The sequence below is a fragment of the Kitasatospora sp. NPDC086791 genome, assembly GCF_040685975.1.
GTDB lineage: Bacteria > Actinomycetota > Actinomycetes > Streptomycetales > Streptomycetaceae > Kitasatospora.
Genome location: NZ_JBFBOC010000033.1, coordinates 28,634 through 42,359 on the forward strand (window position 1 = coordinate 28,634; position 13,726 = coordinate 42,359).

Sequence of the window (13,726 nt, forward strand, 5' to 3'; positions counted from 1 at the left end):
GCCGGCCGGCGCCCGGCTCCGCGCGCGCACCCCTTTTCCGGGGGTCAGAGGCCGAAGTTCCAGTCGACGATCATCTGCAGCAGGTCCTTGCGCTCGTCCACGAAGTCCATCGCGATCACGCCGTAGTGCGCGCGCTGGGAGATGCGCGGCGTCAGGTAGGCCTGGATGGAGGGGTTGACGACCTGGGCGATCGCGTGCGGTGTCTCCGGGAAGCTGTTGGCGCTGGCGAAGTGGATGTACAGCTTGTCGTCGTTCTGGCCGTAGAACGCCGTGTCCAGTCCGTCCCTGACCCGCTGGACCTTGCGGTGGGACCCGTCGCTGAACTCGTCCTGCAGCCAGATCCGGGAGCTGTCCCCCCACTGCAGGGGGTCGTAGCGCCCGTCACCCCAGGTGAAGTCCGACATGATGGGCACGATCTTGCCGCGCACCTGGCCCAGCGTGGGCAGTCCCTTGGGCAGCGAACCGGCCTTGGGGAGCCAGAACCACGGCCGGTAGTTGCCCTTCCCGTCCATGCCGTCCATGTAGTAGTTGAAGATCTCGCTGAAGCGGTAGTCCTGGTTCTCGGTGTACTCCTTCCTGATCCGCATGATGATCGTCTCGCGGGGGTTCGACCGCAGGAAGTCGGTGCACAGGTTCAGCACGTCACCGAAGTTGATGTTCTGGTAGATCTTGTCGTGGTGGATGGTGAAGACGTCGCCCATCACGCGGCACCGGATGTCGAGGAAGCGCACCCCGGCCTGGAGCTGCTGGGGGATGCGCCACTCCTGGCACTGGGCGAAGCCGAAGGCGCCGCCGTCGTAGAGCGCGCAGGTCTCGTGGGTTCCGGGGATCGTCAGCTGCGACAGCTTCACGTTGTCGCCCAGCAGCGACATCCACTTGTCGGTGGGGCGGTGGACGAGGCGGTCCGGTGCGGCGGAGGCCGGCGCGCCCGCACCGGCGATGCCCAGGGCGCCGGTGGTGGCCGCGAGCGCCGCGCCCCTGAGAAGGGTCCTACGGTTGATCGGCATGCAAGAAACCTCCGGGTATCGGGGCCCCGACGGTGTCGGGCGTGAGCCTCTCCTCCGTAGCAACGGGCCGTCGCCACGGCCCGGTTCATCGTCTGCGAACGTCCCCACGCACGCACGGACGGACGGCCGGCGGTGCGTTCCGGCCACGCCCCCTGCACCGGCACCCGGGCAGGCGCTTCTTCCGCGGGGCCCCTGCGAGCAGGTCTCCTGCCGGCGCGCCCTACCGGGCCAGGCGGCCCAGCAGGGCGGAGGCGGCGCCGATGCCGAGCAGGGCGGCGAAGGCGAGGACGGCGAAGTCCAGGGGCAGGTGGGCGGGGGTGCCGATGAGCAGGCCGCGCAGCGCGTCGACCTGGTAGCTGAGCGGGTTGGCCTTGCTGACGGCCTGCAGCCAGCCCGGCATCAGGGCCACCGGGTAGAGCGCGTTGGAGGCGAAGAACAGCGGCATCGTGATCGCCTGGATCAAGCCCTCTGCACCACCTGTTTCGGCCCGTTCTGCCGGGCGGGCCGGCGCTCCGAGGTGGGGGCGGGCTTGGGGCGGTGTCCTTGCGGGGCTGGGGTCGGGCATGTCCGGGGGCCGTGAGCTGGCGCGACTCGGTCAGGGCTTCCGGGCCCGACCGCAATGTGGCCGAGTGGCCCCCCGGTCTTGCCCGACGCGGGTCCCGGCGCGGCGAGGTGCGTCAAGCCTGCCCACACCGGCCCCGACCACAGCGCGGCAGCCGCCGGCAGGTGACTTCACCGGGCCAGAGCCCCAGAGACGGACAGCGAGGGACCCCACCGCCAGAACATGCGGTGGGGTCCTTGTCGGCGAGCGCTCGAGGCACGCCATCAGACGGTACCGAACTCCCCGTCACGCACAGCGTTGACGAACGCCGCGAACTCCGCAGCGGGAAAGACCAGTGCGGGCCCCTGAGGATCCTTGCTGTCCCGCACAGGAACGACGCCGGGATAGTTGGGTGCTACTTCAACACACGAACCGCCGTTCTGGCTGTGGCTCGACTTGAACCACACGGCCTTGGACAGATCACGGTCGGTCATGTCAGGTCCCTTCGCGTCTCGCGGATCAGATCCAGAGTCGCTGCCGTCGACAGCGCCTCCACCTGGAGACGATCGTAGGCCCTCTCCCAGCTGGTCACGGTGCCTGAGTCGTGAACCACGAATCCCCGGTCGGCGGACTCGGTGTAGCCGACGACTGTACGGTCAGCAAAGGTGAGGAGAGTGATGAAGCCACTGAACGGCAAGGGATCGACAAGTGAGAACGGTGCTACCTGAAGCACTATGTGCGGCCGTGTAGCCATTGCCACCAGGTGATCGAGTTGTTCCCGCATGACCTCGACGCCACCTGTGTGCCGCCGGATTCCGCTTTCGTCGATCACGGCGTGCACGAGCGGTGGTCTGGTTCGCTTGTGGAGCTTCTGGCGCGAAGCGAGGAAGATCAGTCGCTCGTCTGCTTGGGCCTGGGTGATCGATCCGCGCCGAACGCTTGCCGACGCGTGCGCAGCGGCATAGGCGGGGGTTTGCAGGAGTCCGGGGATGATGCTCGGTTCGAAGACGCGGATCTCGGCCGAGCGCGCCTCCTGTGCTGCGTGTTCCGGGAACCCCGGCAGAGCCGAGCGCTTCACGCCCCACCACATGAGTTCCAGTGTTTGGCCGGTTCCCAGGGCCCTGTCGGCCGCCTTGGCGAACTTGAGAGAGGGAGACTTGCGCCCGACTTCAATGGCCGAGATGTACGTGCCGGAGTACCCCATCACGACGCCAAGTTCATCCTGAGTCATGTTGGCCGCGTCGCGTGAGCTGCGCAGTTGTGCCCCGAACGCGGCACCTGCGGACTGTGCCGGGTCCAGCTTCCTGCGATTCAAGTCCCCTCCTCTACTTGCACTTTGGCTGGAGACAGGTTGAACGGACTCCCACCGTAGTCCACAGTGAAGCCGTTCCGGTAGCGGGGCGACTACGGAAAGGAACGGCCATGCCGCACGGGGACAGGGCCACGGGCTCCCCGAAGCAATATCAGCCTCAACTCGGCGAGACAGTAAGGGACTTGTCTCACAACGGCGCAGTCGGCGAGTACATGGGCACGGAGGCCGGCCGAGCGTACCTGCGGCCGGTCGGAGGTGGGTGCGAGTGGACGACTCCGCATGGCGCTATCGAGAGGCTGCCTCCCGATCGGGAGTACCTCGAAACCAACCACTGTGAGTGCGGCGCGCCGATCACGCCCGACCCGCCGGATCCGGCCGGAACGGTCGGATGGACCTGCGAATGCGGGAGGTTCGGGTTTCTCTTGCCGCTCGAATGTCGGCAGGCGCACCCGGAGGACGCTCGCGTTCAGGTGTGCGGCCGGAGCAGGAAGCCGAAGCACAGGGGCAATGCGTGACCGTACGTCAGACGTACCCGCTGCCACCCAGGAAGGCGTGGAAGCTCGGTCGGTGCTTCTGCTGTGAGCGGTGGGCCCTGGTGGCGGCCGGGGCCAGCTACGGAAGTCAAGATTCGAGGCTCCACACCCGACGTGCGTTCTGACGGCCACCACAGACCCCCGTCCCGGCCGGCCTCGGGAAGGACGGCCGGGACGGGTCGCAACACCATCACAGGATGTGGCACCACGCCGCACCCGAGAACAAGGAGGATCACATGAGCACGCCCGTGGAGTTCGACCCGGCGTCGCACCCCGGCCTGGCCTGGTCGGTGGCGATGCAGAGCCAGCTGGACGACCAGGTCCAGTGCTTCGCCATCGCGGACGCCGGCGGCGGCCTGGTGGCCATCGCCAACATCAGCAACGAGAACGCCGTGATCACCGGGACCCCCGGTGAGCTGCGGAAGCTCAAGGCCGCATTCGCCGCCGGACAGTACGACCACCTGATCGGCGCCTGACACACCACCCAGCGAGAGAGAGGCGACCGCCCCAATTCAGGTGGGGCGGTCGCCTCTTCTCCACCCTACGAGAAAGGAGCACCACCATGCAGACCGCACTCTCAAGGCTGGTCACCGACCCGGACACCTTCCGGGCCTCGTGGCCCGCGGTGCCCACGGTGTACGAGCGTGACGCAGCGGACCTGCAACAGCTTGCCACCAGGCAGGCGGCCCGCGAACTGCTGACCGACCCGGACATCCGGCCCTTCAGCTTCGGGATGGTCCGGAACGGGGCCCTGACTGCCGAACGGGCCTGCGCCGACCACCCCACGGACACCCTCGTCTGCAATGGATTGCACCGCAGTTACCCTCCGGTCGTGACCCTCTGCAAGGAACTGGCAGACATCCTCGGCCACCCGATCACCGGGAACCTCTACCTCACGCCGGCCGGGGCTCAGGGGTTCGGCTGGCACTGGGACTGCCACCACGTCTTCATCGCCCAAACCGAGGGCGTGAAGCTGTGGAGGATCTTCCGGCCCACATTCACAGACCCGCTGGAAAGTCACCACTGGTCCAAGATCGGATTCAGCTCGGAGGACAAGGAACACCTCGCAACATCCGTTCCTGACTACGAGTTCAACCTCACGGCAGGACAGGTGCTCTTCATCCCCCGGGGCTGGGTCCACGCCGGCCAGACCGGCCCGGAGCACCACAGCCTCCACATCACATTCGGCGTGCAGCTCCTCACCGAGCACTGGGCCCTGGGAAAGCTGCTGGAAGCCGGCGGGGAGTCAGCTGAACTCCGTGCCGCGTTGCCTCCGGACCTCGCTGGCCGGAACTTCGAAGACCTCGCCGAACACCTACGTTCGACGCTGCTTCGGTGGGCAACTGAGCAACCGTTGGAGCAACTTGTGATGCGGCTCCGATCCGCACAGCGGATGTCCATCTTCCACGGGGAGCCGACGTAGGGAAACGGGAGCACTCTCGGCATGAGCGCTGATCGGGCTGGCAGCGGCAGGCACCGGAGGATGTGTCAGCGAGTCGAGTGTCGGAGCTACGCAAACCTGCGTGACCATGAGACGGAACAGGACTTCTGCCTGTCCTGCGCGCTCGCGATGCTGCACGCGGCGGACGACCCGATCACGGAGTTCACCGAGTTCGACGGGGACGAGTACGCGAGGGCCCTCCGGGCACGGGCCCCGTTCGCCTTGCTCGGCTGGCCATTACCTCCGGACGGCGTTGGCCACTAACCTTTCAGGGGCCGTGAGCGAGAGGTGAGGGGCTGTGCTCGAACCCGACGATGAATCCCTGTCCGACTGGTACACCACTCGGAGCAACCGGTACCGGCCGGCGGGCACACGGGATGCCTTGATCATCGACCCGGAGGCCCGGAGCGGCCTTCTCTTCCAGGACGCGCTCCGCCTGGTGGTCGAATGGGACGGGGCCGAGTGGCAACCGATCGGTGTGGCCGAGAACTACTCGGAGGCGTACAGCTTGATCGTGCGGCGCGGATCCGGCTTCGCTCCGCCACAGGAAGACACTCCCGTCGCGCTGCTACGGAAAGGTAGCGGGCGACACCGCAAGAGCTGAGAACGGCAGTCCACGACCGATGCCCCGCTTGCCGGATGCACACATGTGGTAGGCGGGGCCTGTTCCGCGCCTGGAAGCGGTCTCTCGTCAGCCGGAACGATCGATGAGCCCTTACCCGGACCCGGACACCGGGGAACTGGTCTCCGACGCCGAAGTCGCCGAGGCGGAGTACACCGCGGCGCGCCCTACCGGGCCAGGCGGCCCAGCAGGGCGGAGGCGGCGCCGATGCCGAGCAGGGCGGCGAAGGCGAGGACGGCGAAGTCCAGGGGCAGGTGGGCGGGGGTGCCGATGAGCAGGCCGCGCAGCGCGTCGACCTGGTAGCTGAGCGGGTTGGCCTTGCTGACGGCCTGCAGCCAGCCCGGCATCAGGGCCACCGGGTAGAGCGCGTTGGAGGCGAAGAACAGCGGCATCGTGATCGCCTGGCCGATGCCCATCAGGCGGTCGCGGGTCAGCACGATCCCGGCGATCGCCATCGACAGGCAGGAGAAGAACGCCGAGCCGAGCACCACCGCCGCCGCCACCCCCAGCAGGCGCAGCGGGTTCCAGGTCATGGCGACCCCGAGGACGGCGGCGATCAGCACCACGACGACGGCCTGCAGGACGGCCTTGACGCCGGCGGCGAAGGCCTTGCCGGTGACCAGTGCGGCGCGTGGGGTGGGGGTGACCAGCAGTTTGGTGAGGACGCCGGAGTCCCGCTCCCAGATGATCATGATGCCGTAGAAGATCGCGATGAACATAGCGGACTGCGCGATGATGCCGGGCGCGAGGTAGTCCAGGTAGGGGATGCCGCCGGTGGGGATCGCCTTGAGGCGGGTGAAGGTCTGCCCGAAGATCAGCAGCCACAGGGCCGGCTGGACCGCGCGGGTGTACAGCTCGGTGCGGTCGTGGCGCAGTTTCTGCAGTTCGACGGCGCACATCGCCGTCACCCGGGCCGGCACCACGCGCCAGCCGGTGCGGGCGCGCGGGGGCACCAGCAACAGGCCCAGGTCGGGGCCGGGGCCGGTGGCGGGGCCGTCTCCGGGGCCGGTCGCGGGGCCGCTTCCGGGGCCGTTCGGTGGGGGTTCAGCCGACGCGGCCTGCGGTGCGGCGGGTACGGCGGACATCACCGAAGTCTCCTTCCGTGGCGTCGGCCAGGTCACGGCCGGCGAAGTGGCGGAACACGTCGTCCAGGGTGGGCCGGGTGCCGGGCGGGCCGTCGCGGCCCACCCGGTCCTTGAGCTCGCCGGGGGTGCCCAGCGCGCGGATGCGGCCGCGGTCCATCAGGGCGACGCGGTCGCAGTGCTGGTCGGCCTCGTCCATGTAGTGGGTGGTGACCAGCACCGTCATGCCGGTGGCCCTGCGTACCGCGTCCACCCGTTCCCACACGCCGGTGCGGGCGATCGGGTCCAGGCCGATGGTCGGCTCGTCCAGGACCAGCAGGCGCGGGGCGCTGACCAGGGCCTGGGCGAGTTCGAGGCGGCGCACCATGCCGCCGGAGTAGGTGGCGGCCATCCGGTCGGCGGCGTCGGTGAGGCCGACGGCCGCCAGCGCCTGGGCGACGCGCTCGGCCCGCTCGGCGCGGCAGACGTCGAAGACCCGGGCGAACAGGGCCACGTTCTCGCGTCCGGTCAGCCCGGCGTCGGCGGACAGCTGCTGCGGCACGTAGCCCAGCAGGCGCCGCACCTCCATGGGGCGGCGGGCCGCGTCGTGGCCGAAGACGCGCACCATGCCGGCGCCCACCGGCAGCAGGGTGGTGATCGCGCGGATCGTGGTGGTCTTGCCCGCGCCGTTGGGGCCCAGCAGGCCGAACACCTCGCCGGTGCGCACGGTCAGGTCGATGCCGTCCACGGCCCGCGTCTCGTGGGCCTTGCCGCGCCGCCCGTGGCGGAAGGTGTACTCCAGGCCCCGGCACACCACGGCCTCGGGCGCGGCTGCGGCCCCGGCCCCGGCCGGGACGACGGCCTCGGCTGGGGCTTCGGCCTCGGCCGCGGCTTCGGCTTCGCTCATCGTCCCTCCTCGGGCAGGGTGCGCAGGCCCTCGGCGACCAGCCGCAGTGCGGGCAGCGCGTGCGCGAGGGCCTCGCGCTGGTCGGCGGGCAGGCCCGCGACGACCTCCTCCATCAGCGCGCGCCGGCGCCGTCGCCAGGCCTCGATCCGCTCCACAGCCGCGTCCGTGACGTACAGCAGCGCGGCCCTGCGGTCGGCGGGGTCCGTCTCCCGGCGCAGCAGCCCCAGCGCGACGAGCTGGTTGACCAGGGTGGACACCGAGTTCCCGGCCAGGCACAGCTCCTCGGCGGCCGCCGAGACCCGCAGGCCGGGGCTGTCCGTCACCAGGCGCAGCAGTTCGACCTGCGCGCCGCGCAGCCGCGGCTCGTGCGCCGTCTGCCGAAGACGGCGGCGGACCAGGCGCTGGATCCCGGCGAGGAGGGTGGAGAACTCGTCGGCCGGCGCGGCATCGAGCGCCTCGGGCTGCGTCGCGGTCATGCCCTCATTTTAGCTCTCAGTGAGAGCTATCCGTCGAGGGCGCGCGGCGTGCGGGCGGGGGCGTGCGGGCGGGAGCGGGTGTCAGGTGCCCGTCAGGCGGCCGTCAGGAGGAGGGCGCCGAGGGCGACGGTGGCGAGGACGGTCAGCGGGAGGGCCCGGGTGCGGAACGCGTTCCTGGCCTTGTCGTCGTCGAACATGCCGAAGAAGCCCGACATCACGAAGAAGTAGGCGACCCCGGCCATGATCGTCAGCATGAGGTCGGACCGGGTGAGCTGGAACAGACCCAGCCAGGCTGCCGAGAGCGCCGCCGCGGCCACGGCGAACGGCCACCCGGTCAGGCGGCCGAACCGCTCCCGGGCGCGCTTGCCCCGCTCGGCGAGGCGCCGGCGGGCCGGGCCGGGCGGCGCGGTGGTCGGGGCTTGCGGGTCGCCCACAGCACGACGGCGTCGATCGCCGCGTTGAGGCCGAGGAAGCCCAGGAACGCGGCGGGGGAATCAGCCTCGCCGGGGAGCTTGGGCGCGGCCCGCCCGGCCGGGTCCACCCGCACGGTGATGACGTCCCCGGGCTTGAAGCGGTGGGAGTCCTGTTCGAGGTCCCCGCCTGGCGGGTCCACGGCCGGGCTCCTCGGGACAAGGGTGTACGACCACGTCTTGGAGCCGCGGCCGGTATTCTCCACCTTCTCGAACAGCACCACGGCGCTCACGTTCTCGCCCGAACGCAGGATCAGGTCGTGCCAGGCGGCGGACTGCCGGTCGGCCATCAGGCGGCCTGCGGGGTCATGGCCTTGATGATGCTCTGCTCGGTGCCGTCGTAGCTCCCGCTGGATCCTCTCCAGTCCTTCGACGAGCACCGTGACGGATTCGCGGACCGTGCCGAGCCCGTAGTCCCACGTGTCCCGCAAGTGCCTGCCGGCGTCCTCCCGGAAGTCGTAGCCCAGCCCGGCGCGGCTCGCCCCCTTCAACGCCCGCAATCCCTGGTCGAGTTCGTCGCCGCAGCCCTTGAGGTCCTGGCAGAGCTTGGCGAGGAACTCCGGGCTGACCGTGAAGCCGGCCATGGAACACCCCCGTGTTCTGATCACTGTGTCGGCGAGAGGCCAACCGGGAGTCCGCGTCCATCCGGCCGGCATTGACGCAACCCGTGCACGGTCCAGACGGGTTGCGTCCGTGACCGGCGCAGCGCAGGGGTTCGGGCGGGACCGGAGCAGGCCGCCGCGCTGCCGGGGTGGGACGGCAAGGCGGGTGCCGTCGCGGACGGTGCCGCCGTCGAAGAGCAGGTTGAGGCGTTCCAGGTGGCGGTCGGCGGGGGTGAGGCCGACGGCGGCGATGGCGGACAGGCGTGGGAGCGAGCAGGCCCTGTTGCCGTGCTCGGCCGGCTCTCACCGCCGGAAGGAGTCGGCCAACTGGCCTCTGGGGGACGGCGGGCAGGGACGAGGAGCTGTGCCCGGACCTGACGAGGGCCGGGTGGCAACCGGTCGGCGTAGCGGAGAATGACGCAAAGGCGTACACCTTGATCGTGCGGCGCGGTTCCGGCTTCGCTCCGCCACGGGAGGGCACTCCGGTTGCACTGCTCGGGAAAGGCGGCGGGCGGCACCGTGAGAGCCGAGGACGGCGAGCAGGAGGAGATCACCATGAATTGCCCGAACTGTGGATCGCTGATGCAGGATCAGGGCGGGCAGCTCGCCTGCGGACAGTGCGGCGCCGTCATCGGCAAGGCGGTGCCGTCGGGCCCGCTGCCCGTCCCCTTCGTCCCGGCCATCGTGAGGCAGAAGTGAACTCTCCACGTTGCGGCAAGTGCAGGCAGCATGTCGATCTGGGCCCCGAAGGGGGCTATGTCTGCGGCTCGTGCTGGTACGTGGTCCCCCCGCCGCAGACGTCCGAATCACGGGTCGTCACGACCAGGGACGCAGGCGTGTCCGGCATGCACTGCGCCGAATGCGGCACGGAGATCCACTACGGCCCTGAGGGTGGGTACGTCTGCGGAAACTGCAACTACGTCGTGGAGCCCCCGCATGCGTCGGCCGACCGCAAGGAAGCCGCGAAGGAACGGGCGAACCGCCAACGTCGCGCGGCAGAGGACCGTGCGGTGCGGCAGCGGTGAGCGCAACGGGCCCCGTCGGGCGGGTTCGGCCACTCCCGCTGACCGGTCCCCGGCGGTGGAACGGCCCCGCCGCCCCGGGGCGCGGGGCGGCGGGGCCGTGGGGCCCGGGCGGGGCCGGACGGCAGCGGGTCCGGCGGATCCGGCGGGCCCTGCGCGGGGCCGGCCCGCGGGGCCGGGGCCGGCCGGTGGGTCAGACGGTGGCCAGGGCCGGGGCTGCCGGGGCTGCGGGTGCCTGGGCGGCTCTGGTGCGGCAGTCGTCGGCGAAGGCGAGGGCGCGCAGGTGGTAGGGGCGGGCGGCGTGGCCGAGGGAGAGGTTGTGGCCGGCGCCGTGGGCGGTGACCAGGTGGGCCAGGCCGTCGGGGAACGCGGCGGTCAGCGCGGCGCGTGAGGCCGGGTCCAGGCGCCACCAGTGCTCGTGTTCGGCGATGGTCAGGCGCACCGGCACGCGCACGCGGGCCGCCAGGGCCGCGTAGCGGGCGGGCCAGGTGGCGAGTTCGCGGGCTTCGAGGGCGGGGACGGGGGTGAGCAGGGCCCGGGCGGCGTGGAAGGTGCCGGGCGGGTAGAGGGTGAGGGGGCCCCAGTTGAGGCGGCCGCCGCCGGCGAGGTCGTCGGGGCGGTCCCAGGCGTCGGGGGCGTAGTGCTGGGCGAGGCCGTTGATGTCGGCGCCGAGCAGGGGCAGGCGGGCGTCGTCGGGCCAGTGGGCGGCGAGGTGGAGGGCGATCTTGCCGCCGAAGGAGTGGGCGAGGAGCTGGACGCCGGCGCCGACGGGGTGGGCGCGGGCGTAGTCGGTGAGGGCGGCGTGCAGGGTGGCGGCCTGGTCGGCGATGAGGCGGCCCTGGGGCAGGCGGTGGGTGGAGGCGCCGTGGCCGGGGCGGTCGATGGCCAGGACGGTGTAGCCGAGGTCGGCGGCGAGGGTGAGCAGGCTGGTGTCGGGGTGGGCGGGGCCGGCGAAGTAGGCGGCGCGCATGCCGCGGCCGTGGATGGCGAGGATGACGGCCTTGGGTTCGCCGTGTTCGGGTTCGGCGACCAGGGCGGACATCGGCACGCCGTCGGCGTCCAGGACCAGGGAGCGGGTGCGGGTGCGCGGCGGGGCGGCTTTCATGCGGCGACTCCCGTGCGGGCGGTGTCCAGGGTGGTGAGCCAGGTGTCGATGTCGCCGGTGCGCATGAGGGCGGTGCCGACGAGGAGTCCGGCGTAGCCGGCGTCCAGGAGGCGGGCGGCGGCGGCGGGGTCGGTGATGGCGGAGGCGGAGACGGGGGCGGGGCAGCCGGTGGCGCGGACGGCGGGCAGCAGGCGCAGGCTGCGCTGCAGGTCGCCGGGGTCGCGTTCGCGGGTGCGGATGTCCTTGTTGTTGACGGCGATGACGCAGCTCTCGGGGTGGGGCAGGGTGTCGAGTTCGCGTTCGTCGGTGATCTCGACGAAGGGGGTGAGGCCGAGGCCGAGGGCGTGGGTGACGAGGCGGTGCAGGGAGGTGGCGGGCAGGAGGGCGGCGGTGAGCAGGACGGCGGAGGCGCCCATGGCGTGGGCGGCTTCGAGCTGGGCGGGGCGGGTGAGGAAGTCCTTCTGCAGGACGGGCAGGGTGGTGGCGGCGGTGACCTCGCGCAGCAGGCGGGTGGTGCCGCCGAACCAGCGGCCGGTGACGACGGACAGGCAGGGGGCGCCGGCCTGTTCGTAGCGGGTGACGAGGTCGGTGACGGTGCGTTCGCCGAGGAGGTCGGCGCCGTGGGGGTCGCGGAGTTTGACTTCCATGACCAGGGGGCGGTCGGCGCGCAGCAGGGCGTCGGTGAAGGCGGTGGGTGGGGTGGGGGCGCTCACAGGGCGGCCTCCTGCGGGCGGGGGTGCCAGGCGCGGGTGAGGGCGGTGACGGCGTCGTGGGTGAAGCGGCCGGTGCGGTCGCGGGCGGCGGTGTCGATGTCGGCGCCGGCGTAGAGGGGGTGGTCGGTGACGGTGCGGTAGGCGGCGCGGTTGGCGGTGTTGAGGCCGCCGGCGAGGAGGAAGGGGATGGTCAGGCGCGGGAGCAGGGCGTGGACGTGGTCGGGGTCCAGGGCCTGGCCGGTGGAGCCGACGCGGCCGTCGTCGGTGACGGTGTCCAGGAGGAACAGGTCGCAGCCGGCGCGTTCGAAGGCGCCGGTGAAGGCGCGTTCGAGGCAGCGTCCGCGGGAGATGTGGAGGACTTTGACGAGGACGGCGTAGGGCAGGCGGGTGCGCAGGTCGGCGACGAGGGCGGGGCTCTGGTAGGCGTGGAGCTGGATCCAGCGGATGCCGGTGGCGCGGGCGAGGCGGGCGAGTTGGTCGGCGTCGTCGAGGAAGGTGACGAGGACGGGTTCCAGGCCCAGGCGGATGGCGGTGGCGGCGAGGTCGGCGAGGTGGTCGGCTTCGAGTTCGGCGGGGCCGTCGGGGACGCCGTGCCACAGGCCGACCAGGGTGGGGCCGGTGTCGGCGAGCAGGGTGAGGTCGGCGCGGGTGCGGGCGCCGCAGACCTTGAGGTGGCCGGGGCGCAGGACGCGGGCGGGGGCGAGGGCGGGGGCGGTCATTTGCCCAGTCCGAGCATGGCGGCGATGCGGTTGTACTGGATCTCGTTGCTGCCGGAGTAGATGGTGCCGGCGACGGCGTTGCGCACGTCCTTCTCCAGTCCGTATTCGGACATGTAGCCGTTGCCGCCGAAGACCTGGACGGCGGCCAGGGAGGTGGCGAGGTTGGATTCGCTGGTGAGGAGTTTGGCGATGGCCATGTCGATGGTGACGTTGTCGCCGGCTTCGAGGCGCTGGGCGGTGTCGTAGAGCCACTTGCGGGCGGTCTCGAGGCGGATCTTGGTGTCGACGATCTTGTTGGCGACGGACTGGTAGGAGCCGATGGGTTTGCCGAAGGACATGCGGGTGCGGGCGTAGTCCAGGCAGCGGTCCAGGCGGTGCTGCATCTCGCCGGTGTTGACGATGAAGGAGTAGAGGATCTCGCGTTTCATGACGTGGTCGAGGACCATGAAGCCGCCGCCGACGCGGCCCAGGACGCGTTCCTTGGGCACGCGGACGCCGTCGAGGAAGAGTTCGGACAGCGGGGAGGTGCGCAGGCCCATCTTCTTGATGGGGTTTCCGCAGGTCAGGCCGGGTGTGTCGGCGTCGACGAGGAAGGCGGTGACGCCGAGGGCGCCGCCTTGGGGGTGGGTGCGGGCGTAGACGACGATGACGTCGGCGACGGGGCCGTTGGAGACGAAGGTCTTGGCGCCGGTGAGGATGAAGTCGTCGCCGTCGCGCACGGCGCGGGTGCGCATCTGCATGGCGTCGGAGCCGCTCTCGGACTCGGTGATGGCGTGGGCGCCGATGGCGTCGCCGGAGGCGATGCGGGGCAGGTAGGCCTCTTTGAGGGCGGGTGAGCCGAAGGCCTGCAGGGGGACGCCGGTGGAGGCGAGGGAGGTGGTGACGGAGAAGCTGAGGCCGCCGTCGCGGCAGTGCTGTCCGAGGCCTTCGAGGACGTACATGGTGGTGAGCAGGGACTGGCCGAGGCCGCCGTAGCGTTCTTCGAAGGGCAGGGAGAGGATGCCGGTCTTCTGGATCAGGCGCCACTTGTCGTGGGAGAAGGCGGCCTGTTCGTCGCCTTCGATGTGGCCGGCGCTCAGGTCGTCGCCGTAGCGGGCCAGTCCTTCGCGCAGGGCGGTCTGGTCGGCGTTCCAGCGGATCACGGTGTTGCCGCCTTCCTCCCGGGCCCGCCGGTCGAGGGGGCCCGGGGTGGCAG

16 protein-coding genes and 1 pseudogene are annotated in these 13,726 nt (G+C 71.0%); 4 read left to right on the forward strand and 13 right to left on the reverse strand.

Features of this window, described 5'->3' with window-relative positions; translation table 11 throughout:
- Positions 1 to 44: 44 nt before the first annotated feature.
- From AB0Q99_RS29090 to AB0Q99_RS29105, 4 genes and pseudogenes are all read right to left on the reverse strand, one after another.
- Positions 45 to 1,007, reverse strand: a complete 963-nt coding sequence (locus tag AB0Q99_RS29090; protein WP_363576547.1) for a phosphatidylinositol-specific phospholipase C — start codon at positions 1,005 to 1,007, stop codon at positions 45 to 47.
- 220 nt (positions 1,008 to 1,227) lie between these two features.
- Positions 1,228 to 1,473, reverse strand: a pseudogene (locus AB0Q99_RS29095) (ABC transporter permease); the annotation flags it as partial.
- A 359-nt stretch (positions 1,474 to 1,832) separates the two neighbouring features.
- Positions 1,833 to 2,042 (reverse strand): DUF397 domain-containing protein, encoded by a 210-nt coding sequence (locus tag AB0Q99_RS29100; protein ID WP_363576548.1) that lies wholly within the window; start codon positions 2,040 to 2,042, stop codon positions 1,833 to 1,835.
- Positions 2,039 to 2,863 (reverse strand): helix-turn-helix transcriptional regulator, encoded by an 825-nt coding sequence (locus AB0Q99_RS29105; protein WP_363576549.1) that lies wholly within the window; start codon positions 2,861 to 2,863, stop codon positions 2,039 to 2,041. Before AB0Q99_RS29105 ends, AB0Q99_RS29100 begins: the two co-directional genes overlap by 4 nt.
- A gap of 766 nt (positions 2,864 to 3,629) precedes the next feature.
- Here AB0Q99_RS29105 and AB0Q99_RS29110 point away from each other — a divergent pair.
- The 3 genes from AB0Q99_RS29110 (at position 3,630) to AB0Q99_RS29120 (ending at position 5,438) form a co-directional block, all read left to right on the forward strand.
- Entirely contained in the window at positions 3,630 to 3,869 is a 240-nt protein-coding gene (locus tag AB0Q99_RS29110) for a hypothetical protein (protein WP_363576550.1), read from the forward strand.
- A gap of 86 nt (positions 3,870 to 3,955) precedes the next feature.
- Complete coding sequence (locus tag AB0Q99_RS29115; protein WP_363576551.1) at positions 3,956 to 4,816, forward strand: cupin domain-containing protein; 861 nt, start codon at positions 3,956 to 3,958, stop codon at positions 4,814 to 4,816.
- 316 nt (positions 4,817 to 5,132) lie between these two features.
- Positions 5,133 to 5,438 carry a DUF6087 family protein gene (locus AB0Q99_RS29120; RefSeq protein ID WP_363576552.1) on the forward strand — a complete coding sequence of 102 codons (306 nt, stop codon included), beginning with the start codon at positions 5,133 to 5,135 and terminating at the stop codon, positions 5,436 to 5,438.
- A gap of 185 nt (positions 5,439 to 5,623) precedes the next feature.
- On the opposite strand, the gene AB0Q99_RS29125 is transcribed toward AB0Q99_RS29120, so the two are convergent.
- The 5 genes from AB0Q99_RS29125 to AB0Q99_RS29145 form a co-directional block, all read right to left on the reverse strand.
- Positions 5,624 to 6,541 (reverse strand): ABC transporter permease, encoded by a 918-nt coding sequence (locus AB0Q99_RS29125; RefSeq protein ID WP_363576553.1) that lies wholly within the window; start codon positions 6,539 to 6,541, stop codon positions 5,624 to 5,626.
- Positions 6,501 to 7,424, reverse strand: a complete 924-nt coding sequence (locus tag AB0Q99_RS29130; RefSeq protein WP_363576554.1) for an ATP-binding cassette domain-containing protein — start codon at positions 7,422 to 7,424, stop codon at positions 6,501 to 6,503. Before AB0Q99_RS29130 ends, AB0Q99_RS29125 begins: the two co-directional genes overlap by 41 nt.
- Positions 7,421 to 7,900 carry a MarR family transcriptional regulator gene (locus tag AB0Q99_RS29135; RefSeq protein ID WP_363576555.1) on the reverse strand — a complete coding sequence of 160 codons (480 nt, stop codon included), beginning with the start codon at positions 7,898 to 7,900 and terminating at the stop codon, positions 7,421 to 7,423. The genes AB0Q99_RS29130 and AB0Q99_RS29135 overlap by 4 nt, the downstream gene beginning before the upstream one ends.
- A gap of 92 nt (positions 7,901 to 7,992) precedes the next feature.
- The gene (locus AB0Q99_RS29140; protein ID WP_363576556.1) at positions 7,993 to 8,334 is read right to left on the reverse strand and encodes a hypothetical protein; all 342 of its coding nucleotides are present in this window, start codon (positions 8,332 to 8,334) and stop codon (positions 7,993 to 7,995) included.
- Positions 8,235 to 8,954, reverse strand: coding sequence for a hypothetical protein (locus AB0Q99_RS29145; RefSeq protein ID WP_363576557.1), 720 nt, complete (start codon positions 8,952 to 8,954; stop codon positions 8,235 to 8,237). The genes AB0Q99_RS29140 and AB0Q99_RS29145 overlap by 100 nt, the downstream gene beginning before the upstream one ends.
- Before the next feature lie 537 nt (positions 8,955 to 9,491).
- Here AB0Q99_RS29145 and AB0Q99_RS29150 point away from each other — a divergent pair.
- Positions 9,492 to 9,671 carry a hypothetical protein gene (locus AB0Q99_RS29150; RefSeq protein ID WP_363576584.1) on the forward strand — a complete coding sequence of 60 codons (180 nt, stop codon included), beginning with the start codon at positions 9,492 to 9,494 and terminating at the stop codon, positions 9,669 to 9,671.
- Between the two features lie 516 nt (positions 9,672 to 10,187).
- Here the strand turns inward: AB0Q99_RS29150 and AB0Q99_RS29155 are convergent.
- From AB0Q99_RS29155 to AB0Q99_RS29170, 4 genes are read right to left on the reverse strand one after another with little or no spacing between them, the layout of a single operon-like run.
- Entirely contained in the window at positions 10,188 to 11,099 is a 912-nt protein-coding gene (locus AB0Q99_RS29155; protein ID WP_363576558.1) for an alpha/beta fold hydrolase, read from the reverse strand.
- Positions 11,096 to 11,812, reverse strand: coding sequence for an indole-3-glycerol-phosphate synthase (locus AB0Q99_RS29160; RefSeq protein ID WP_363576559.1), 717 nt, complete (start codon positions 11,810 to 11,812; stop codon positions 11,096 to 11,098). The genes AB0Q99_RS29155 and AB0Q99_RS29160 overlap by 4 nt, the downstream gene beginning before the upstream one ends.
- Entirely contained in the window at positions 11,809 to 12,531 is a 723-nt protein-coding gene (locus AB0Q99_RS29165) for an N-(5'-phosphoribosyl)anthranilate isomerase (RefSeq protein ID WP_363576560.1), read from the reverse strand. Before AB0Q99_RS29165 ends, AB0Q99_RS29160 begins: the two co-directional genes overlap by 4 nt.
- The gene (locus AB0Q99_RS29170) at positions 12,528 to 13,673 is read right to left on the reverse strand and encodes an acyl-CoA dehydrogenase family protein (RefSeq protein WP_363576561.1); all 1,146 of its coding nucleotides are present in this window, start codon (positions 13,671 to 13,673) and stop codon (positions 12,528 to 12,530) included. The genes AB0Q99_RS29165 and AB0Q99_RS29170 overlap by 4 nt, the downstream gene beginning before the upstream one ends.
- Positions 13,674 to 13,726: the final 53 nt, after the last annotated feature.

Bases quoted from the DNA above. Each gene is read 5' to 3' on its own strand.
- AB0Q99_RS29115 (WP_363576551.1), top strand. From the start codon at position 3,956: ATGCAGACCGCACTCTCAAGGCTGGTCACCGACCCGGACACCTTCCGG.
- AB0Q99_RS29090 (WP_363576547.1), bottom strand. From the start codon at position 1,007: ATGCCGATCAACCGTAGGACCCTTCTCAGGGGCGCGGCGCTCGCGGCC.
- AB0Q99_RS29100 (WP_363576548.1), bottom strand. From the start codon at position 2,042: ATGACCGACCGTGATCTGTCCAAGGCCGTGTGGTTCAAGTCGAGCCAC.
- AB0Q99_RS29125 (WP_363576553.1), bottom strand. From the start codon at position 6,541: ATGTCCGCCGTACCCGCCGCACCGCAGGCCGCGTCGGCTGAACCCCCA.
- AB0Q99_RS29130 (WP_363576554.1), bottom strand. From the start codon at position 7,424: ATGAGCGAAGCCGAAGCCGCGGCCGAGGCCGAAGCCCCAGCCGAGGCC.
- AB0Q99_RS29110 (WP_363576550.1), top strand. From the start codon at position 3,630: ATGAGCACGCCCGTGGAGTTCGACCCGGCGTCGCACCCCGGCCTGGCC.
- AB0Q99_RS29145 (WP_363576557.1), bottom strand. From the start codon at position 8,954: ATGGCCGGCTTCACGGTCAGCCCGGAGTTCCTCGCCAAGCTCTGCCAG.
- AB0Q99_RS29135 (WP_363576555.1), bottom strand. From the start codon at position 7,900: ATGACCGCGACGCAGCCCGAGGCGCTCGATGCCGCGCCGGCCGACGAG.
- AB0Q99_RS29155 (WP_363576558.1), bottom strand. From the start codon at position 11,099: ATGAAAGCCGCCCCGCCGCGCACCCGCACCCGCTCCCTGGTCCTGGAC.
- AB0Q99_RS29165 (WP_363576560.1), bottom strand. From the start codon at position 12,531: ATGACCGCCCCCGCCCTCGCCCCCGCCCGCGTCCTGCGCCCCGGCCAC.